Genomic DNA, 21130 nt, shown 5'->3' with positions numbered 1-21130 from the left:
TCCTACACCTCATATACAGAAGAACCGTAAATCTGACGGGCACATTCTATTCTTTTGAATTTTATATTTCTGTTTACCAGATGATCCTTCACATGATTATAAGCTATATCAGGTCTGTTATTTTCGTCTGAGAGATGGATTAAGATTATATTTGTATCCACATCACTGAGTTGTTCCAGTGCCAGTGCCGCCTGCTCATTTGACATGTGCCCATAATTACTGGATATTCTTCTCTTAAGCTGTTCTGAATATGGCCCTGTTCTGAGCATTTCCGTATCATGATTGGCTTCTATGGCAAGTATATCTGATCCAATTATGTCGTCGGAATACTCCATCGGAAAGAAACCAAGATCCGAGAAGGATGCTATCTTTCTTCCCCTGTTCTCAATTATGTATCCCACAGGATCAACGGCATCGTGTGATACTGGAATAGCCCTGATATAAAAATTACCTATGCAGAGATCATCGCCCATAACATATGATCTGTCAAACTTCATTGCGTTTCTTGTCTTTTCTCTAAGATATATATCCCCTTGAACGCGTCTTGATGCGACTGGCAGACCAGAGGCATGATCGCCGTGTTCATGTGTTACAATTATGGAAAGATTCTGAAATTTTGCCCCTATATCCTCTATTCTTGCATTGAACCTTTTCGCTGAAATTCCAAAATCTATGACTATGGCATCCTCCTCATCCCAGATTATGGTAGAATTGCCCTTGCTTCCGCTGGATATTATGTTCATCTTAAGATTAGACAATAGAGTCAATATAACTGCACAATTCTTAAATTTTTTTAAGTTATTGCCTGAATTTGCAGAAAGAAGACGTTTCCATTAAAGGATGTCAGAGGTGACCGATTCCTGACTTACGTGAGGATGAATTCATTTTGTACATACATAATGCAAGGCCCACATTTTGTTTGATAATCCCACCTGTAATGTGCTTGAATGGAATTTTCTAAAATGATTGCGGGATCCTGCAAATATTTTCCAATCTTTGAACAGTTAATTTAGATACTCCCTGCTATACAGATTGATTTGTGATAAGAATCACAAAACCGATGAAACTGGGTGAATATAGACAGATCATGAGAATAGTGTTTGAAAAACATTTCAAATATTCCTTAATATAACTATCTTTTCCAAACTATGCGCCAGCATTTGAATTCCAATTTATCCATATTTGGCAATTAAAATATTCATAGGAAACGGGATCATAATTAGCTCTGATGTTTTATTGAAAAGATAATAAATCATGGATATTTTGGATCCTGTTTATTTTTATTTTATCAGGAAGTAATTATTTTGGTAATTTGTCCGTGACTTTACATCTATTTTAATTTTGTAGACTTCACAATATGATCTTCAGGCTGTTTTTCTAAACCACCATTCTGAGTGCACTACTGTTTCAATACCTGATCAAGTTTCATGATAATTTCAATATTCCTTCCCGTTTCTCGCTTGAAATCCAATCTCCCGTTCATTTTTTTTACCCTGGCAATATATACAACCATTATATCTTTCATAATATCAACTGCTAATGGAAGAGATATTCCCCCCTCTGCTCTCTGCATTTCATTATGTATTTTTCATTTTTTGGAGTACCAGATGTTATTCCTTTTCCTTATATGTCTCGTATACGTATATTCCTGATGGCCAGTCTCCCTCCATCCTGAAACCCCCAGCCCTTACCTTAATTCCCTTTCTGATATTTGTGTCATAAAAAATTACCTTCATTCCCTTATAAAGACCGTAAGGTAATCCCAGAGGATTTATGCCTACTATTTCAATGGTTTTTCCTACAACTTCTTTTCTTAATTCATCCTTTTTATAGATCGAATCCTGTATGAGATATATTCCATACACGCCTATGAATGTGACATTAAAGAGATACCCCAAAAGACCGTATAGGTTAAAAAACACAATATAGGTTGCCTGTGGTGAGCCAAGAAAAACAAGTATGAGAAATGAGAAGAATAGAATAAACACAAATAGGACTCCATATCCGAGTCTCCTTGAGTATATTTCCCATTCCTCCATGTCTCCTGATTCCATGTTGGAATATATTTTTTTATAATTTTTTCACTAAAAATTCATTATATCATACATATCTCTGCTGGAACCAGTATTTACACTCACTTGCTCATTTTTTTCTGATGAGAAAATGCTTTTAAAGAGACACTTTATTGTTTTCATATGGGCAGAGGATCCTTGATTATAGCGGTATATCCTAACTTTACAGAGAGGGTGAAGGATACAATTCTGGAAACTTTCCAGCAATCCGATAAGTTCAGGATTCTTGTCTCTGACGGAATAATTCTTGATTATGGATTCATGGAGAGACTGCGGAGAATGAATGTGTTTATGCAGCGTATACTCACATCTCACCAGTTAGTGAGAATAATGGCCGATGATAATCCCATGGATTCATGCCTTGTGATCAGAAGCAGAATTCTTGACGACTGGGGGATGGAAAACACAAACTATTTTCTTGACACTCTTCCCTTATGGCCATCCCAGAAGGGTGCAAGGATATTTCTTTTCCTCATAGGGAGACCGTCACCAGTTGTAAGGATGAATCACACAATGGGAATTGCATTCTATCCAGAAGGAGAGGCAGGTGAGAGGGTAAAATGGGAAGAAACAGCCCCACGTCAAGGCAGGTTATTGAACAGATGGGAGAAATAATGAAAAAAATGGCTTCGTCGATGAGAAAAGAGGACAGGGAGATCATGGAAGAGATAGTACTGATGGGCAGGATTCATGCATCAGAAATGGACCTATCCATGATAACTCCAGAGATGGCTTTCCTCCTTTCTGCAATAATTGAGATAATGCGAGGGATGAAGAATGAGTGAGATTCTTGTGAATTGTACACTTGGGAAAACTGCAAATTTATGGTTTTATGGCGAAAACGGCCTCAGAATTGAAAGGAGAAATTTCAGAAACAGTATATTTGTAACAGGTGACTGGTTTGATCTTGATTTTCTTTCACAACAGCTTGAAATTGCTGATGAAATAGTTGTGGAAAGGGGTCATGGAAGAAATGTTTATGGGGATATGGAAGGACTCAGGATATATGTGCCTTTCAGATGGGAAAGAGACCTCATAAGAAAAATAAGGGCCATTGGTTCCGGGCGAAAATTCAGAATATACAACGGATTGATAAATGGGCCACTTAAGTTCCTTTCAGAATCAGGGCTCACATTATTTCAGACAGGAAGTGCTTACGATCATGATCCGCATATACCGGCTCTTGAAATAGATGCCACCTATTCAGGAAACCATTTTGTTTCTGCATCCATAAATAAACTCATGATTTACGATGAAGATGAAGCTATTGACATATTTCTTGATCTTTTAACCCAGGCTGTTTTCTTTGTTTATAGAAATTTCTCAGGTACAATCGAGTTTCTTAAAAAAGTCTCCTTTCAGAAAGGGATACGGTATAATGTGAGAGGTGGAAATTCATACAGTTCCTATGGGCAGGTTCATTATAACGAGCCTACAATACACATTCAGGGAAAAATATGCATTTCTGCATCCTCCTTCATGTACAGTGAAGGGGGACTCCATGGGATAATGGAAATATCCCGGATTTCTGGTCTTCCCCCTGAAACAGTGTCCATGTGTACACCAGGAACTGCTGTCTCCTCCATGGAGGTCTATGAATCCATCAGATCTGGAATAATGCCAATTACAGATAAGGACGATCATGAGGATATAAGAACAATTGATGATTTCATAAAAAATGATCATGGCGGATCGGTGATGCAACCCAGACCAGGAGTTTACAAAAATGTTATAGAAATAGATTTCTCATCCATGTATCCATCCATAATGCATCATTTTAACCTTTCCCCTGAGACTATAAACAGGAGTGAGGGGATAAAACTTCCAGGGGATAATCCCTATTACACACTTCCAAAGCATGGATTTATTCCTCATGCCATAGGCAATCTTCTCAGGAGAAGACTCATATACAAAAATACCAAAAAATGGGATAGTGAGTATGCAATGCGGGACAAGGTTCTGAAATGGCTCCTTCTCACATCCTTTGGTTACACCGGATTTAAAAACGCCAGATTTGGAAAGATAGAGATGCATGAGGCAATCACGTCTGTTGGAAGATGGGCACTTGAGAGGGCCATGAGAATATGCGAGGATGAAGGATTCAGGATAATCCATGGAATAGTGGATTCACTTTTCATACAGGGCAATGGTAATTACAGAAATGCACTTAGAAGAATAAGGCAAGAGACATCCATAAATATTGTAATGGATGGCCATTACAGATGGATGGTTTTTCTACCTGCAAGATCTGGGCTTGGTGCTCTCAATCGTTACTACGGAATGAAGGAAAATGGTGAATTCAAAGTGAGAGGAATTGCAATGAGGAGGGGAGATTTTCCTGAAATAAGCGTACTTGCTCAGGAAGATGCCCTGTCCCTCATGACCAAATTTGATCCTGATGATGACATGACGGAAATCTACAGCAGGTACAGAGCATTGAAAAATGAATATATGAACATGAATGTGACCGATGACAATATATTCAGAATAAGAGTCAGACCTTCCCGTTACAGGTCAATGTACTCTGTCAATGGTCTTCAGAGATCGGTAATGGAATATTTTGAAGAGGAGATGGGAAGAGAGATCAGTCCAGGTGAGAGTGTCTATGTGGTTGTGAATGATTACAAAAACAGGATATTCTCTGAACATGGAGGAAAACCCGATAGAAAGTTTTACACAGAGATCATGAAGAGAACCTTTGAACCCTTTGACTTCGCCTTCGAAAATATTAACAGGTCAAAGCCTTCCAGAAATCTCCTGGATTTTTTTCATTAAAACCTCCACCGGAACATCATTAACATAGACCTTTTTTCTTACGCCCCTGCCTGGACCAAAGCTCTCGAGTCTGCTCTCAACTATGTCCAGTGTTTCAAGATGCCTAATCGCTCTGTATATGAATGAAGTATCAGGATTCTTAATTCCATGGATCTCTGCATTAACAGCCATTGATCTTGACAGCGATTCCATGGTACATTCGCCTTCATTCATAAGGATCTGGCAAACTGACTGCAGGAGAAGAATCTCCTTAAAATCAAGCTCCATGAGCTTACTTTCGGTTATAAACGGATTGATCATGGCAGAAGCTGCTCTCACATCTTCCGGTTCAATCCATTCTGCCCCCCTATACTGAGCCGCAAAGGCCGACTTCTGCAATATTTCTATTCCCATCCTGGCACTTCCCGACCTCTCACACAGGGATGCGATCTGAGAGAGTATCTCCTCGGAATAGGAGCCTTCATAGAGTGATATGGATGCCCTGGAAGAAACTATATCGAATATCTGATTCTTTGTGTAAGGATCAAATCGTATCTCGTTGAATATACCAAGTTTTCTTATATCCTGGGAAGAGAGATGAAGGGCCGGATTGTCAACAGAAATAATCAGTATCCCTATAGATGTGCCAAAAAGTTCCCCTGATCTGACAAGTGAATAAAGACCCTCGAAATCATTCCTTATAAGGTTCAAGGATTCGTCTATTATGAGAAGAACCTGCTTGCTCTTGATTCTCTGAATTGACCTGAATACAGAATCATAAGATATCTTTCCTTCTATGCTTATACCCATGGAAGCGGCAAGATCCCCCATAACCTTTCTGAATGACGTAACTGAAATTGCATTTTCGTAAAAGATGTGAAGATCTTTTTCTTTTTCCATTATCTGCTTCACGGTAAGGGTCTTTCCAGTGCCGGACTGACCGTAAATGAAAGCAGTGGAGCCTATGCCGGAGTGCAGTGGAAGAATAACGGAAGTGAAAATATCCCTTAACTGCCTTTCCCGATGTATGATATTCTTTGGTATGTAAAAATTTTCCAGGGGTTCTGGATCCCTGATTATGTTTCTTTTCATGCTCTGGCCAGTGCAGCCAAAGAAGTAATTTCTGTGTTTCGTTCTATTCCGTAGTGCTTTACCTTCTCAATGTCAACTCCCATCTTTCTGGCCCTCTTTTCTATGAACTTCATCATAATGTATCCACCACCGGAGATCACACTTCCTGTTCCCACTCTTGCAAAAAAGTTTCCACTTGTATCCCTGAATCCATCCCTTGCTGACATCTTTGCCAGGTGTCTGTATGATGCATAGTACACTGCCATCATATCCTGCGTCAGCATATTCTTGTTAAGTGATCTTGACTTTATTCTTCCAAGTGGAACGTTCACAAGAGGTGTGACTGTGAATTCAAATGGCCTTCCGTCCACATAAGAATTACTCAGCCTGTTTATCATCTCTATGGTCTGCCAGTTATCCTCAGGTGTTTCCTCCTGCTGCCCTACCTGAAGTGTGAAGGCTGGCCTCCAGTAGTTTCTTGTCTCCACAAATACACCTTCCCATACGATATCCTGCCATGAACCGTCAGGGCCTATTCTTAGTGGTAGTGTCTTGTTTGGCATGTGCTTTTTGGCCAGCTCATCGCTTCCAGTCTCAACACCCGTCTGAATACCGATCCAGTTTGATGGACCAGCTTTCAAAATTCTGGAAAGATGCTGAATCATATCGGGATATCCAGCAGGTATTGATATCCTACCGTGAGTTGGATTGGAAGTTTTGATGCCTTTGACATTCATTACAGCCGTGAAAAGCTCGGTAAGTGCCTCCTCGTTTGGAGCAAACATATTTCCGTGTTTAAAGCCAAAAATTTCATCTGAATGCAACCATGCATTTGTAATTCCAGCAGCGCTGTTGATCTGAATTTCCCTCACTATCTGCTCTATTGGCTCATACCTGAGAGGTCTTAGAGTAACTTCACAGAAATCGCATCCGACACCGCAACCCCTCATAACCTCAACCATTCCCTTGACAGAAGGTGCAACTATTGGGGGAATCTCTTCGAGCCTTGGATATGCAGCCTTTGAATAGCCTCTTGATATGAACAGGGGATCCTTCTTTGTTATTCTCTTAAAGTTCTCATCGTATGATACATAACCTTCCTGGAAAACTGTCTTGTCAATGTCCCCTCTTGATATCTGATCAAATAGCATTGGTGCAATATCATCAGCCTCCCCGGAGAATATGTAATCAAAATGATACTTCTCAATCTCATCTCTCAATATTGTGAACTCCCATACACCGGGACCTCCCACTATCAGCTTTGCCTTCTTTCCTTTCCTTACTGCATTTATTTTGTCCATAAGGGCGTCCCAGTCTCTCCTTACCCATGCGTCCAGTTCGCCACCGAAAAGGGCGTAGTATGACATCGTTGTTGGCCCTATGCCTAATGGATCCATGGTGGATACTGCAATAATTTCAGTGTCATCCTTAATGAAATTTTCAAGATAATCTTCGTGGGCAACAGCCACATCTTCCCTTCTGTATTTAGTTAGTAGGGATGCCTCCAACTTTCTTATGGCGTATGGTGCAAAAACAGTCTCTCCATTGGGCTTTGCAGGTGGAGCGGGGCCCTTCAGAAATTTGTATATCCTTTCAGGTACTGCCTTCCCTGGGGCACAGGGGAGAAAGTCTAGAAGCGGAAAGTTCCTGTATTCATAACTTAAAGTGCTGTCTGAAATAAGTACAAACTTCGTCATAATATATCACTCTCATGATAGATTCTAATAGTTCATAAACTTTATTTTTCCTAAATATGTATTTTTGTAGTAATTTCCAATCTCCCACAGAATTTTAGCTATAACATAAAGTGCATTTGTCCTCTTTTATGGACCTGTTACATTATATCCGGTCTGATATTGTTATGGGTATTTGATTATTGCAAATCCAGTTGCTGCAAAGGCACCTTTGCCTGACATTACTAGTATCTTTACAATTGACATGGACAAATGAGTTTCCGGGTTAACTGGAATGTAATTGAAATTTGTGGCGTTAATGTAAAGCTTCAGATGCACTTCGCTTCCGTTTACAAAATTCTGCAGCAGAATGTAGTTGCCGGGATGTGTTGTTTTATTGAAGCATGTCACGTTTAGACTTTGTCCATCGTGAGTCACGTTATTGTAATCGAAGACGTAAAGAGTGGTATCATTTGAATAAAGAGTGAAATTGTAGTATATTACCTCAGGATGTGATACGTAAGTTACATTTTTTGAATCCGGAACTATTTTAGCGTAACCTGATACCGTTGTTGAAACCGATGAATTACTTGTCAGTATTGTTGCCGATGCAACTGAAATAAAGATCAGAGCTAGTATAACACTCAATACTGCGGTAGCAGTCTTTCCAAGCATATTGGTATATTTCAAATTCCTATTTAAAATCTATTAATAATTAACAACTTAAAGAATTATCAATTAAGTATTTATAATATTGATAAATGACTTACCATGGTTCAATACAAATGGGTTGCTCTTTCCAACACCACAATGGGTGTTCTTATGGGTTCCATAAATTCCACCATAATACTCATTTCACTGCCAGCCATATTCAAGGGGATAAACCTTGATCCATTCGCTGGATCGTCATTCCAGTATTTGCTCTGGATACTCATGGGTTACATGATGGTAACTGCAGTTCTTCTTGTTACAATAGGGAGGCTATCCGATATTTATGGTAGAGTGAGACTATTCAATCTTGGTTTTCTCATCTTCACTATAGGCTCCATACTTCTCTATCTGACACCCAATACAGGTGATCTGGGCGCACAGGAACTTATCCTTTTCAGGGTAGTTCAGGCCATCGGTGGATCGTTCCTAATGGCAAATTCAGCTGCCATAATTACAGACAGTTTCCCTTCAAATGAGAGAGGAAAAGCTATGGGAATAAACCAGGTGGCTGCACTTGCAGGTTCCCTTGTTGGTCTTATACTTGGAGGGATACTTGCCTCCATTTACTGGAGAGATGTCTTCCTTGTAAGTGTCCCAGTTGGTATCTTTGGAACAGTGTGGTCTTACGCAAAATTAAAGGATCACTCTAAAAGGCACACCAACCAGAAACTGGATATTCCTGGAAACATTGCATTTGCTGGCGGCCTGACACTTATTCTTGTGGCCATAACTTATGGACTTATGCCATACAACGGTTCTGCAATGGGATGGGGAGATCCATATGTTCAGTTTTCCATGATAGTGGGAGTTGCCCTTCTTGTAGGATTCGTCTTTATTGAGAGGGCAGTGGAACAACCGATGTTCAACCTTTCACTTTTTAGAAACAGAGCATTCACTGCAGGTAGTTTTGCAAGTCTATTGCAATCCATGGGTATGGGTGGACTGATGTTCATGATCATTATCCTGCTGCAGGGTATATGGCTTCCACTTCACGGATACAGTTATAGCAGTGTTCCTTTCTGGGCCGGTATTTACACAATACCCATGATGCTTGGATTTGTTGTCTTCGGTCCTATTTCTGGAGCTATGTCAGATAAGATAGGTGCCAGAGGCATTTCCACCTTTGGTCTTCTTGTAAGTGCAGTGGCATTCATACTCCTATCAACGTTATCATACAATTTCTCATACATACCCTTTGCACTCATGCTCTTCATGATGGGATCAGGTATGGGTCTCTTTGCTGCACCGAACATAACTGCAGTGATGAATTCGGTACCTCCACAATTAAGGGGCGTTGCCTCTGGGATGAGGTCAACCCTTCAGAACACAGGCCAGACCATGAGCATGGGAATATTCTTCACCATAGTGATCGTCTACCTCACAAGGCTGCTCCCAGGTGCATTTACCACATCCCTATCAACCGCAGGCGCACCCATACTGATTCCTGTGTTCACCAATATTCCACCAACATCAGCCCTGTTTTCTGCATTCCTCGGATATAACCCTGTTAAAACTATTCTGGAAACAGGAGGACTCAGTCAACTGGCAACGCTCATACCTCCAGCCGTTCTCAAGACACTGGAGGGAAAGATATGGTTCCCAACATCCATAGCTGGGTCTTTCATGTCATCCCTCAGGGTTACGTTCTATGCAGGATCCCTTATATTTGTGGTTGGAGCGATTCTTTCACTTTTCAGGGGCAAGAGAGTTGTTTACGAAGAACTGGGCTCAGAGGAGAGTGGTATAGAACCGGATTCAGTTCCAACAATTCAGGGAAAGGCCACAACTGAGGACAAGGCAATAAAAACAGAATACCCATAATTTTTGTAGAATTTTAAAAGAGAATAATTTCCATTCTTTTATATCATTTTATATTGCTCCAATATGATTTCAAAATACTTCCAATGGTATTAAGAAATCGTACAACTAACCATATCGGGTTTAGTGAAATTTTTACTCTGAAATATGGTATGTCAGAACAATGGAACATCTCTTAGGAATGAGAATACTTTTCAATTAACTTTAAGATTGATTTGCAAAAAAATCCCTAATATGTATGGGTTCCACAAGGTATTTATGTCTTGAACAATTTTCATTTGTGGTTTCCCGAGATGACAATGTAGACGGAAAAATTATAAAGTATCTGAACTGGTCAGGAAGGGAAATCGCAGAGAGGCCCACTTACTGGCAGATCTCAAAGGAAATTGGCGTTAATCCAAAGATAATCAGTAACAGAATTCAGAAAATGATGAATGATGGTTTCATAAGAAACATTGGAATAATGCCGAAGGTATCATTTTTGAATCTTGCGAAGGTTGGGGTTTTTTGTGAGATAAAGAAAGGCATAACTCCAGAAGAGGAAGAAAATCTTGGAAAGCTGGATTTTATATTCGGAGTTCACACATTCAATATTGAAATGAATAAGATCTTTATAGAAATTATTTATGAAAATGGAACTTCATATGAAGGTTATCTGAATGAAATTGGTGAAATTTTAACTGACGTAAAATTTCTGGAGAGATTTCCATGCAAAATGAGAGAGATAAACCTTGATCGCAAGAGTGCTTCCCTGATTCAGATACTATCTGAAGACGCCCTATTGCCCTTAAATGAAATAGGAAAAATCATGAAAATCACATCAGGGAAGGTGAAGAAAATAATGAAAAAAATACTGGCACAGGGAGGATTTAGATTTATTACTTCTGTCTCTGGATACAGAAATTTCTTTATGAATATTTCCGAAGTTTTCATCAAAGTTGAGGAAAGAAGGAAGAATGATGTTATGACGGAAATTTTCAGAAAAGTCGGAAACATGATTTTATACGATATTACGGAATTTGAAGGCCTGATAATATTGTGCCTGAATATTGAAAATTTGAGCCTTTCAAGGGATATTTTTGAGAATCTAAGTAAAATAGGAAATGTTGAAAAAATGGAATGTTTTTTCCCATATAAGGTACAGTATTATCAACCTGAAATTATGAGAAAAAAAATTTCTGAAATTACAGGAGAGCAGTATGGAAAGATCGAAAGGCCTGCTTTAATGAATATTGAGGAGGAGAGTTACCAGCCTGACTGATAATACTTACACTTCTCTCCATCTTGTGAGGAATTTTGCAATGCTGAAATATATGGCGGTTTCTCCAAGCAGGAAAATGATCATTGTGAAGAACATGTTTCCATTCCATCCTATAAGGCCAAAAAACATCTGGGCACATATGGCGGCAGGTGTTGCTGGGGACAGAGACAGAAGATATATGAGCCCATTAGTTCCGAGCCTCCCCTGAAGGTCCACGTAGGGATAAAATGTGGGCGGGATAACTGTCATTACAATTGACAGAATCGCAGTGATTCCCCATACATTCCTCACATGTTTGATCAGGCCGGATATAATGAATGAGATTGCAGAGGTTGAAAGGATGAGCATGAAGATGAGAAATGCCATGAATGCAGAGGTTGTTAATGTATAGAGACCATAGTATGCACCAAGAAGTGAATATACAACAATCCCTGGTATGGAAAAAGCCAGAAAACTGAGAGTCATTGCAAGCATATAGTCGATTGGTGTTACCTCACTTGCCACATAGAGCTCCTGCATCCTCAACTGAAGCCTGAAAAAGGTTGCGTCACCTGCACTCTGCAGACCTATGGATGCTATGAGAGATATCATTCCTCCCACAACTGCAAATTCAACAAGTTTTCCTGCAGTGAGAATGTAAACTACAAATAAAAGTGTGAGCGGTGTTACAAGGGATGCTATAATATAGGATGGGCCTCTGAGGATGGCCTTAATACCATAATAGAATGAAAAATGCAGTATGAACTTAGGATTCAAGGTCCACACCCCTCATTATAAAGAGATCATCTAAAGTGATTCTCTTCACAGTGGCTCCTTCCCTTATGAAATTTTCGGAATCGTTCACATCAGCATACTTGATGTGTATACCTCCAACGCTATAGGAATCCTTCATTGGCACATTTGATTCTATACGCACCTTTCCATTGAACCTTGAAAGAAGAGATTTAACTGTTCCATGATCTATTATTTTGCCCTGATCCATTAGAAAAACCTCCTGAGAAAGGTTCTCTGCCTCCTCCATATAATGTGTTGTCAGAAGCACCTTGCTTTTCAGCTTCTTGATTGCAGACCATACCTCAAATCTTGACAGTGGATCAAGCCCGGTTGTTGGTTCATCCAGAAACACAACATTTGCATTGGAGGCTATGGCAAGCGCCACAAACATCTTTCTCTTCATGCCCCCACTTAAGGTATCTGCTGGGCTATTTATGGCATCTCCAAGTCCTACTGTTTCAAGTGCATCTATTGCATACTTTGAAGCGTCCGAGTTACTGAATTTACGCCCTATGAGATACATCTTCACCTGCTCATATGGGGTCAGTATGCCTATTGGTGACGCCTCCTGAGGTATGCTGGATATTATCTTTCTAACCTTTGTAGCCTCCTTGATTATATCATATCCCTCTATAGATGCCGTTCCGGAAGTCGGCATTAACTGAGTTGATAGCATTCTCAATAAACTTGTCTTTCCCGCCCCATTTCTGCCTATAAGAGTTGTCACTCTTTCAGATATAACCGCATCAATTTCGTTAACGGCAATCTTGCCTCCGCTATAGACCTTTTTAATTTTCTTAATTTCGATCGTGTTTGTTCACCTATTCTTTGTTCTCTTCCTTAAAAAACTCCTCTTCTGGTGGTTTGAATTTTTCTCTTTTCAGGATACCTATAATCAGCACTATTATGGAAACCCCTACCATGAAAATCCCAACAAGTAATAATACGCCAAGTTCAGTAAATGTTCCCTCATGGCTTGCGTATGAATATATAATGCCCGATGGAGGATTTATAAATGACACCAGAACATAGGATCCGGGCGGTACGAGAAATTCGTCTCCTGATTTTGGAGAATTTGAATTTACAGGTGTAAGTGAGAAGTTTTCTATGTTCTGCCTGTCTACCTTACCGAGATCTGAATACTTAATAAGATAGAATGAAAAATTGCCACCTTCAATATTTATAAGACCTTTACCTGTAATATTTATCTCCGATGAAGTATACATTCCGTTCTGTGATATGTATGTGGTCCCAACCTTTAGATAATCGGCAGTGAGAGATATCCCGGCCACTGCCAGTATGATCCCTATGATCAGAATTATGAGGCTTTTCTTTACAATATCTTTACGCAAGTTTCTCTCTCATATTATCAATTTCAGGCTAATTAATGTAATTGATCGATTCAATTTTATTCACCCTCGTAACCACCATAAAATTTTCCTTTAGTGCGTGTAGGATAATATGTGCATATCCTCAATATAAGGTCATTTTCTATAGTTTGAATATGCCCTTTAAAAGGAAAATAATCTGAATCTCTATGTAATAGAATTAAATTTAATAAGATAATTATAAACTTATAGACAAACTTAATAAGCATAATATTATGAAGTGAAAAGTGAGATTTAGGAATATAATTAAAAATGAGATAAGGATGCTGTTGAAGAGGAAACTCATAGTAATTCTTTTAATCGCTTTTCTCATGGTCGTACCCTATATTGCAATTATCAATTCAGATACTCCATCCCAGTATGACCATTATTATTATTCGGAAGTTGTTCAGAACGTAAGCAATGCCTCTATTTCCGGAGGAGTTGTATATTTCCATACCTTTAGTTATAAGGGATTTGTGTTGAATAAATGCCTTCAACCTATGAGTAATACTTCAATTCTTTTTGAGAACATAACAGTGAACGGCGGTGTAAGTCTTATGGTCAGGACAAATTCAGGGGGCGTTTTTAATACAACAGTAAATTATACAAATGGCATACCCGGTAATTGCCTTTCCACGCCAAACAATTACGTCTCAGAAAGGCCTCAGAATCTCAAGAGTAAGAACTTTCAGCTGTTCTTTTTCGGTAACTATTTCATGAATTTTTACATACCAGGTGTTCATGGTTCGCAGTCAGATACAATTTATCTAAAGAGGAACTTCATTCAAAATCTGAATGGAACAAATACAAACGGAAATGGAATAGAGAGCACACCTGGACAACAGGCACTGTCGGTAAACGTCTCATATTCCATTTTGCCCTACTATAATCTTGGACTTTATGGAGTGGCCCCAGTAATTTATAATGGATGGAATAAAAATATCAGTTTATTCATTACCCAGAGCAGTTATGATTCTAAAACTGCTACTTTCCAGTATATCCCCAACTCAACGGAAGAGATTAATGTCAGTGCCCACTCGGTTGTTCAACCCTTTGGATATTCACAGATTCTTAAAATGAATGAGAACGGTGCAATCAGTATAACATATAGTCAGGGAAGTTCAGGAACAGTTGTTCTTGATGCAAACACTAACTATATTGGTTTTGGGCAGTCTTTTTCCATATTTGCATACCTTCTTGGAACTCTTGTAGTTTCCCTGATAGTTATATCCGTAATTACGGAGATATATGGACTTCCTGAGAGAGATGTATACACTTCTATTCCACATAAGCGCAGAAATATTGTCTTTCTGAAATTTTTTGCCGGAATAATTACATTGCTCCTGACAGTGGGATTCGGTGTAATATTTGGGGATATTATAGACCTGTTCTTTTATCATTCACTCCTGGACTCATACGTAATTCTGATTAGTACGATTATCCTTTTTTCAATCTTTTTATTAGTTTCCCCAATCTATCTATTCTTAGAATCCAAAAAAACATTATCTTCCGGAACAAGAAGTCTGGTCGTATTTGTTATAACACTCTTTCTACCCATAGTTGTATCAATAGGAATGGGTGCATTGGAATCCTATCTTAATTTGCCAATATTTGCCTTGGAAAATTACCTTACAAAACCACTTATTAATGAAGCGGGAGAGATAAACTTAATATTCAGTATTATACCATTCTCCGCCCCAATTGAATTCATGGAATATCTAACATTCACTCCATTTCCGGGTGTCATTATGTTCAATCATAGATCTTTGTTTATGCTTACACCATTGCTCATTATTCCTGATCTCTTCCTGTGGTTCGCAATAGTTGTATGGTTCTCCGTAAAAAGATATGAGAGAAACTGAAAAGAGAATGGAAAAATTTTAAAATATTTAATTTCACCTTAGATTATGTCACAAACATAACATTGATCTGAACCCTCTAATTTTGGACAGACATTCCTGCATATTACGTATCGGCTATGAAGCTTGTGCAGACCTTGAAGGAAGATTATGATCTCAAGAGACTGGAATAACGCATAAGGACATATTCAAGATTCAAACTTATGATATTGGATGAGATTGGATATCTTCCCCTCACATCAGAAGAGATCAGCCATATACACAAGCAATAAATGATTCAGTGAATGGGGTGAAGTTCTTGGTGATCCGGTAATGGCTTCTGCAGTCCGGAACAGGGTATTGCATCACTGCACTGTCATAAACATAAAGAGTGAATCTTACAGGCTCACTGAAAGTAAGAAGAATTCATTACAAACAATGAGGAAGGAGTGAAAAAGAGAATGAAAATATATGTAAAGGGGTTCAATTTTAAATCGGCGATTTTTGTACAAATCTTGATCGGCGTTTACATCATCCGATCCTATGCTGACACAACAATGGATCGATCCGTAAGGAATCATAAATTATCCATTGAATCTGTCAGGGGAAACATCAGGATATCAAAAAAGAGATCACTTGTGGAATATACATATGCAATCATGAAAAGAATGTTTCATTTTTCACATGTCATGGTTACAACATTGAGAAGAGTTATTGTGAAGTTCATGTTTGCATGCTTCGGATACAATGTATATGCCATGAAAATCATGGGATAGCATAAGATATCAATTATTTAAAAAATTTCAGTGGAAATAGTGATAAAAAGGGATAATTAAGTGATTAAAAAGTCAAAAATAGATTGATCTTCGGCGGTAATCAGGAAGTTATGCAGAAAATTTACAGAATAAGGTAGAAAATAGAAAACTTCATGGAATTAAATATTTTTAGATATTTATAAACTTATGGACAAACTTATTAGTTAGAAATCAATTCTACCATAAGTGAAAGTGAGTAATCTTATTAAGAACGAATTACGCATGCTTTTGAAGAGAAAGACCGTAACTATCCTTATCGTTTCTTTTGTCATGATTGTTCCATATATTGCTATTCTGAATGCAGATACGCCGACCCAGGATGATCATTATTTCTACAATGAAATGGATATGGCCGCATTCAATGTTACTACGGGGAGTAATGGAAATTTGTACTACCATACGCTTGTTTTTAAGGGATTCGTTGTTAACAAATACCTTCAACCTGTAAGAAACACAATGATCGATATAGAAAATGTCACCCTAAATGGGAGTGTAAATGTTACAGTAAAGACAAATTCAAACGGGATTTTCAATGTCACCAAAAATTACACCCAGGGCATAGATGAATTTTGCTTCTCCGTTCCTAACGATTTCATATCTGAAAGGACAAGAACAGAAAATGTAAGAGACTATCAGATACTAAACCTGGGAAACAATTATTTGAGCTTTTATATTCCGGGAATACAGGGTTCCCAGTCTGATGTTTTCCACGTGCACAGACAGTTTGAATTGTCTAACTCAACCTTTAAAATTAACTATTCCTCCATTGTTCCAGGCCAGAGTTTACTTTCAGGAGATATCTCTTATTCCATTCTACCCTATTATAATCTGGGTCTTTATGGAGTGGCCCCAGTAATTTATAATAGCGGGAACAAAAATATAACTTTGTACATTTCAGAGGCAGAATACAATAAAAAATTGGGTGTATTCACAGATGTGCCAAATTCATCAACCGAAATAAATGTAAGTGCGGAAAGCGTTGTTGAACCATTTGGTTATTCTCATATTCTTAGCATTAATAAAGCTGGTGCCATAAAAATCTATTCATCATATATCAATTCTGGTAAAATAATCCTCTCAATCCCCTACAATTCATTCAATTTTGGAAGTTCCTTAATCGTATTTGCCTATCTACTCGGTACTCTCACCGTATCTCTTATAGTAATATCAGTAGTAACCGAAATATATGGGCTACCTGAGAGAGAAGTATATACTTCACTGCCACATAAACGCCGGAATCTGATCTTCATGAAACTCTTTACAGGACTTGCTTCCATAATCCTCGCAACTGGAGTTGGAGTTACCTTTGGGGAAATCCTAGATCTTGTCTTTTTTCACTCCCTCATCAGCCCATATGTTATACTCATAGGAACAGTTATACTTCTATCAATGTTTCTGCTTCTTTCACCGATCTTCCTCTTCATTGAATCAAAGAAAACCCTTTCATCAGGAGCAAGAGGGATTCTTGTATTCTTCATCACACTCTTCGTACCATTAATAATATCCATTGGAATGGGAATTCTTGAAGCCTACCTTCTATCATCTGCCATTATAACAACGGATAATTATCTTACTGAGCCATTACTTCGTGGTGCTGGTGAGATCAACCTGATTTTCAGCCTGATCCCATTCTCCGCCCCTATGGAAATGATTGATTACCTGACATACACCCCATTTCCCCAGGTTACGATGTTCAACCATAGATCACTGTTTCTTCTTACGCCTCTCATAATAATCCCAGACCTCCTCATATGGTTCTTCCTTATCCTCTGGGCATCTATAAGAAAATATGAAAGAAATTGAAAGGACTTATTTTCATAATTCTATTTTTTTAAGATTAAAATTTCTGTTTTCTTGAAAATTAAACTATAGATAAAGAGTTCAAATTAAATATCCCGCATTCATGACTTCATAAATTTGAGAAAAACTTACTATGCCTTAATTCTATCCCAAACGGTGAATTATTCCTTCCAGATAAATCCATCCTATTATAAGATTGAAATGCCCGAACCTTCAAAATATTTCAGCTCAGCGCCCTTCAATGGTGGATATGGAAGGAGAAGGATATATATTAACAGACATGTGAACAAGACATACAACCATGATCCTGAGATAGAGATAGGAAATTTCCTTTCCATGGAAAATATAGGTAAGGATGAAACGGTGGTTACACTCACATCTGTTGATATTTCCAAATTTCAAAGAAAGGCGAAAAGAATTTGGAACTATGAGATGGAAATATTCATAACTGCTGGCTTTGAAAATGCCGTGTCAATAGGAAACAGAAATAATCTCTATGGAACAATAAACATATGCCTCATAACAGATCTTCCACTTACGGATTCGGCTTCAATTAATTTGATGCAAAGCATGATCGAGGCAAAAAGCCAGTGCATGAATGACTTCCATATTGCGGACAGAGAGACGGGAAAACCTGCCCCAGGGACTTCAACAGATACCATCACTTTATTCATACTTTCCAATGATGCCACCATAAAATATGGAGGGCGAATAACAGAATATGGATACAATGCATCTGAACTTGTCTATGAAACACTATCAAAGATCATAGAAAATGATCCAATGAGGGAATGAACGGATATGGTGGAAGACCAGGCTAAAATCCTATGGATCATACTTTCTTCATGATCCCCTGGGATGTTCCCGTAAATCTTTCTGAAAAATTTGAATTAGATATTCCATTCTGATGAGTTCGTCATAATTATTTTACATTGGATACCTTGTTCTTCAATTCAAGATATGCATCTTCGTATGAGTAATTTATTGCATTTGCAACCTGATCATATTTGGAATCAGCTGAAATATTGAAGGTGATCTTGAGACTGTTAATGGTTGAATTCTTGATGAAGAATGTGGAATGGAAGTCTATAATACCAACATCGCTTCTCTTTGATTCCAGTTTGGAGTCCCCTAATTCCTGAATGCTCTTGATTGGAACATCTGTTGGGAATCCCAGTATAATGTTATTTCCCTGTGGTGTACGGTTCTTCATTTCCCAATAGGATTCCTCAAATGCCAGGTTTATTGCACTTACTATGCCATTGTATTTCAGGATCTTCTTGAAGTTGAATATTATTTTGATTGTATTGGAGTTGAATGTTTTGGTGAAAAAATAGGACTCTATGCTTAGTAAGCCAAGTTCTTCTTTCATTGATTCTATTTTTTTCTGGGCCATTTCCATTATGCCCTTAATCTGTGCATCCACTGGTAAAGTTACAAGAATTGAAGCCCTTATTATATCTCCAACATTGAGATTTGTAAACTGAGTCTGACCAAGCAGACCCGTATTGGGAAGTTCGGTTATATTTCCATCTATTGTAAGTACCTGAACAGTGAGTAATTTTACATCCACAACTTCTCCAACAACTGGATTATCGAATAACCATGAAAAGAATGATACTGTTCCCTTTGGTTTTAGCACACCGGCTGTTGTGAGAAGCAATCCACTCAAAAGATTTGAAACAGTGTTTTGAAGGGCAAATGAAAGAATCAACCCTCCCACTGTTCCACCAATCAGAGCACCGGTCAGACTGATACCAATGTAGGCAAGAAATGCAGCTATTGCTCCGCCGTATATTACGGCCCGAAGTACTGCATAGATGCCCCTGTAATTTTTTCCGTTTGATCTGTCTGATACCCGCTCAACCATTCTTTTCAATACACTCAGTATGCCTGCAGCTATTCCAAAAATAACGGTGGCACCAAGGGCATATCTGAGATATCGATCATAGCTCTTGAGGGTTGGAAAATATGAATAAAGATAGGGAAAGATAATCTGCTGAAAAGCAATGATTACTAATATACCCACAATAAGCAATATTAACAATTTGAACTCGGCATACCTATTGGATTTTGCAGGCGTCATTTGTTCTGTATTGTGGAATTACTTTAAAAAGTTTCTTTGAATCTAGTATAAACTATTATATTCGCAATATCTCACGAAAAATTCCACCTATTAAGATTTCATAATGAGAGATAAAGTAATATGAAAAAGCTTCTTCCATAATATAGAATATTGAATGAGGATTGAGGCAACTTCAATTATTTCACAGAATTTCACTTAGAATTTAAATAAGCCAGAGCCGGTTGACACGGTTTTATGTGCACCTCAAGGTACACTTGATCAACCGGTCTTATCTGTATAAATGCAATTAAACGTTGCTGATAAACTTTATTGATTAAAATTTAACGTTCATATAAAAATTGTACATCTATAAACTCAAACATTCCAATCCACACATATTATGTAAATTTTCATCTTTCCCATAAATCATTGAATACTTTAAGGTATCATTGGAATCTCTACTTGAAATGCTCTCATCTATATTTTTCTAGAGTTTCGAAAAATTATGGTGTCTATCCATAACCACTTTGAATGAGAATTAATATAGAACTTTACCTATCTAATATACCTTGATTCGTCTGGATATTCATTGACTAAATAGCATTAAGACTAAGTTCTCTCTGCGATAATTGTAAATGAAAGTGATTGAACATAGTACAAAAGTGTCAAGAGTATAAAACTAAAACAAATTTCAAGTATTCTGGATAGTAATGTGTAATTTCAGGCTGAATATATAGAGAACAATCCCGGCATTTACAGAAACATGCCGCACAATCAAATATTAAGGATATTCGACAGCATCTATGGTCTTTTCTCCAGTTCCCACTCGTATTTGAACAGGTTCTGGAGGAAACCTATGCTCCATCTTGTTGGTGTTTCTGTCCAGGTCACCTCTGGCCCACCACCTATTGTATCATCACCTTTTCCGGATTTAAATGAACTGATCCAGCCTATTCCCTGATTCTCAATGGGTGCGGATTCAGGTTCTGGACCTACATAGGATGTGGGTCCTGCACCATGTGTCTTCCCGAAAGCATGACCTCCAGCTATCAATGCAACGGTTTCCTCATCATTCATCGCCATCCTGCTGAATGATTGCCTTATGTAT

At 38.3% G+C, this 21130-nt stretch carries 19 protein-coding genes and 2 pseudogenes; 10 read left to right on the top strand and 11 right to left on the bottom strand.

The window, feature by feature from the left end; genetic code table 11:
• Positions 1-2 precede the first annotated feature (2 nt).
• The 3 genes from ACNF42_RS02505 to ACNF42_RS02495 form a co-directional block, all read right to left on the bottom strand.
• Complete coding sequence (locus ACNF42_RS02505; protein ID WP_443338594.1) at positions 3-758, bottom strand: MBL fold metallo-hydrolase; 756 nt, start codon at positions 756-758, stop codon at positions 3-5.
• 641 nt (positions 759-1399) lie between these two features.
• Positions 1400-1573, bottom strand: a complete 174-nt coding sequence (locus ACNF42_RS02500; protein ID WP_443338588.1) for a hypothetical protein — start codon at positions 1571-1573, stop codon at positions 1400-1402.
• A gap of 37 nt (positions 1574-1610) precedes the next feature.
• Positions 1611-2039: a hypothetical protein gene (locus ACNF42_RS02495; protein ID WP_443338586.1), complete on the bottom strand. Its 429-nt coding sequence runs from the start codon at positions 2037-2039 to the stop codon at positions 1611-1613.
• Between the two features lie 156 nt (positions 2040-2195).
• Between ACNF42_RS02495 and ACNF42_RS02490 the strand changes: the two genes are divergently transcribed.
• From ACNF42_RS02490 to ACNF42_RS02480, 3 genes are read left to right on the top strand one after another with little or no spacing between them, the layout of a single operon-like run.
• Positions 2196-2687, top strand: a complete 492-nt coding sequence (locus tag ACNF42_RS02490) for a hypothetical protein (RefSeq protein WP_443338584.1) — start codon at positions 2196-2198, stop codon at positions 2685-2687.
• Positions 2687-2857 carry a hypothetical protein gene (locus tag ACNF42_RS02485; protein ID WP_443338582.1) on the top strand — a complete coding sequence of 57 codons (171 nt, stop codon included), beginning with the start codon at positions 2687-2689 and terminating at the stop codon, positions 2855-2857. Before ACNF42_RS02490 ends, ACNF42_RS02485 begins: the two co-directional genes overlap by 1 nt.
• Complete coding sequence (locus ACNF42_RS02480; protein WP_443338579.1) at positions 2850-4847, top strand: DNA polymerase domain-containing protein; 1998 nt, start codon at positions 2850-2852, stop codon at positions 4845-4847. The genes ACNF42_RS02485 and ACNF42_RS02480 overlap by 8 nt, the downstream gene beginning before the upstream one ends.
• On the opposite strand, the gene ACNF42_RS02475 is transcribed toward ACNF42_RS02480, so the two are convergent.
• The 3 genes from ACNF42_RS02475 to ACNF42_RS02465 form a co-directional block, all read right to left on the bottom strand.
• Positions 4809-5918, bottom strand: coding sequence for a Cdc6/Cdc18 family protein (locus ACNF42_RS02475; RefSeq protein WP_443338577.1), 1110 nt, complete (start codon positions 5916-5918; stop codon positions 4809-4811). The genes ACNF42_RS02480 and ACNF42_RS02475 overlap by 39 nt on opposite strands.
• On the bottom strand, positions 5915-7594 hold the full coding sequence (locus ACNF42_RS02470; protein WP_443338575.1) for a B12-binding domain-containing radical SAM protein: 1680 nt from the start codon (positions 7592-7594) through the stop codon (positions 5915-5917). The genes ACNF42_RS02475 and ACNF42_RS02470 overlap by 4 nt, the downstream gene beginning before the upstream one ends.
• 162 nt (positions 7595-7756) lie before the next feature.
• Positions 7757-8245, bottom strand: a complete 489-nt coding sequence (locus tag ACNF42_RS02465; RefSeq protein ID WP_443338572.1) for a hypothetical protein — start codon at positions 8243-8245, stop codon at positions 7757-7759.
• A gap of 96 nt (positions 8246-8341) precedes the next feature.
• Here ACNF42_RS02465 and ACNF42_RS02460 point away from each other — a divergent pair, with 96 nt between their 5' ends.
• The gene (locus ACNF42_RS02460) at positions 8342-10102 is read left to right on the top strand and encodes an MFS transporter (protein ID WP_443338569.1); all 1761 of its coding nucleotides are present in this window, start codon (positions 8342-8344) and stop codon (positions 10100-10102) included.
• A 277-nt stretch (positions 10103-10379) separates the two neighbouring features.
• Positions 10380-11360, top strand: a complete 981-nt coding sequence (locus ACNF42_RS02455; protein ID WP_443338567.1) for a hypothetical protein — start codon at positions 10380-10382, stop codon at positions 11358-11360.
• A 6-nt stretch (positions 11361-11366) separates the two neighbouring features.
• Here ACNF42_RS02455 and ACNF42_RS02450 read toward each other — a convergent pair whose 3' ends face one another.
• Genes ACNF42_RS02450 through ACNF42_RS02440 form a run of 3 tightly spaced genes read right to left on the bottom strand, consistent with a single transcriptional unit; the run spans position 11367 to position 13486 of the window.
• Entirely contained in the window at positions 11367-12116 is a 750-nt protein-coding gene (locus ACNF42_RS02450; protein WP_443338565.1) for an ABC transporter permease, read from the bottom strand.
• On the bottom strand, positions 12106-12942 hold the full coding sequence (locus ACNF42_RS02445) for an ABC transporter ATP-binding protein (RefSeq protein ID WP_443338661.1): 837 nt from the start codon (positions 12940-12942) through the stop codon (positions 12106-12108). Before ACNF42_RS02445 ends, ACNF42_RS02450 begins: the two co-directional genes overlap by 11 nt.
• A gap of 13 nt (positions 12943-12955) precedes the next feature.
• Positions 12956-13486: a hypothetical protein gene (locus ACNF42_RS02440; protein WP_443338563.1), complete on the bottom strand. Its 531-nt coding sequence runs from the start codon at positions 13484-13486 to the stop codon at positions 12956-12958.
• A gap of 263 nt (positions 13487-13749) precedes the next feature.
• On the opposite strand from ACNF42_RS02440, the gene ACNF42_RS02435 reads away from it, so the two are divergent.
• From ACNF42_RS02435 to ACNF42_RS02415, 5 genes and pseudogenes are all read left to right on the top strand, one after another.
• Complete coding sequence (locus ACNF42_RS02435; protein WP_443338561.1) at positions 13750-15366, top strand: hypothetical protein; 1617 nt, start codon at positions 13750-13752, stop codon at positions 15364-15366.
• Positions 15367-15651: 285 nt separating this feature from the next.
• Positions 15652-15795, top strand: a pseudogene (locus ACNF42_RS02430) (ATP-binding protein); the annotation flags it as partial.
• Between the two features lie 8 nt (positions 15796-15803).
• Positions 15804-16118, top strand: a complete 315-nt coding sequence (locus tag ACNF42_RS02425; RefSeq protein ID WP_443338559.1) for a hypothetical protein — start codon at positions 15804-15806, stop codon at positions 16116-16118.
• Positions 16119-16343: 225 nt separating this feature from the next.
• The gene (locus tag ACNF42_RS02420) at positions 16344-17960 is read left to right on the top strand and encodes an ABC transporter permease family protein (RefSeq protein ID WP_443338556.1); all 1617 of its coding nucleotides are present in this window, start codon (positions 16344-16346) and stop codon (positions 17958-17960) included.
• 114 nt (positions 17961-18074) lie between these two features.
• The gene (locus ACNF42_RS02415) at positions 18075-18752 is read left to right on the top strand and encodes an adenosylcobinamide amidohydrolase (protein WP_443338554.1); all 678 of its coding nucleotides are present in this window, start codon (positions 18075-18077) and stop codon (positions 18750-18752) included.
• Positions 18753-18879: 127 nt separating this feature from the next.
• Here the strand turns inward: ACNF42_RS02415 and ACNF42_RS02410 are convergent, their stop codons facing one another.
• Positions 18880-20043: a mechanosensitive ion channel family protein gene (locus ACNF42_RS02410; protein WP_443338551.1), complete on the bottom strand. Its 1164-nt coding sequence runs from the start codon at positions 20041-20043 to the stop codon at positions 18880-18882.
• 783 nt (positions 20044-20826) lie between these two features.
• Positions 20827-21130: pseudogene (locus ACNF42_RS02405) on the bottom strand (peroxidase family protein); the annotation flags it as partial.

The organism is Cuniculiplasma thermophilum, assembly GCF_052315355.1.
Classification (GTDB): Archaea; Thermoplasmatota; Thermoplasmata; order Thermoplasmatales; family Thermoplasmataceae; genus Cuniculiplasma.
The sequence above is the reverse complement of the archived record's forward strand: the minus strand, read 5'-3'. Positions and strand labels throughout refer to the sequence as shown.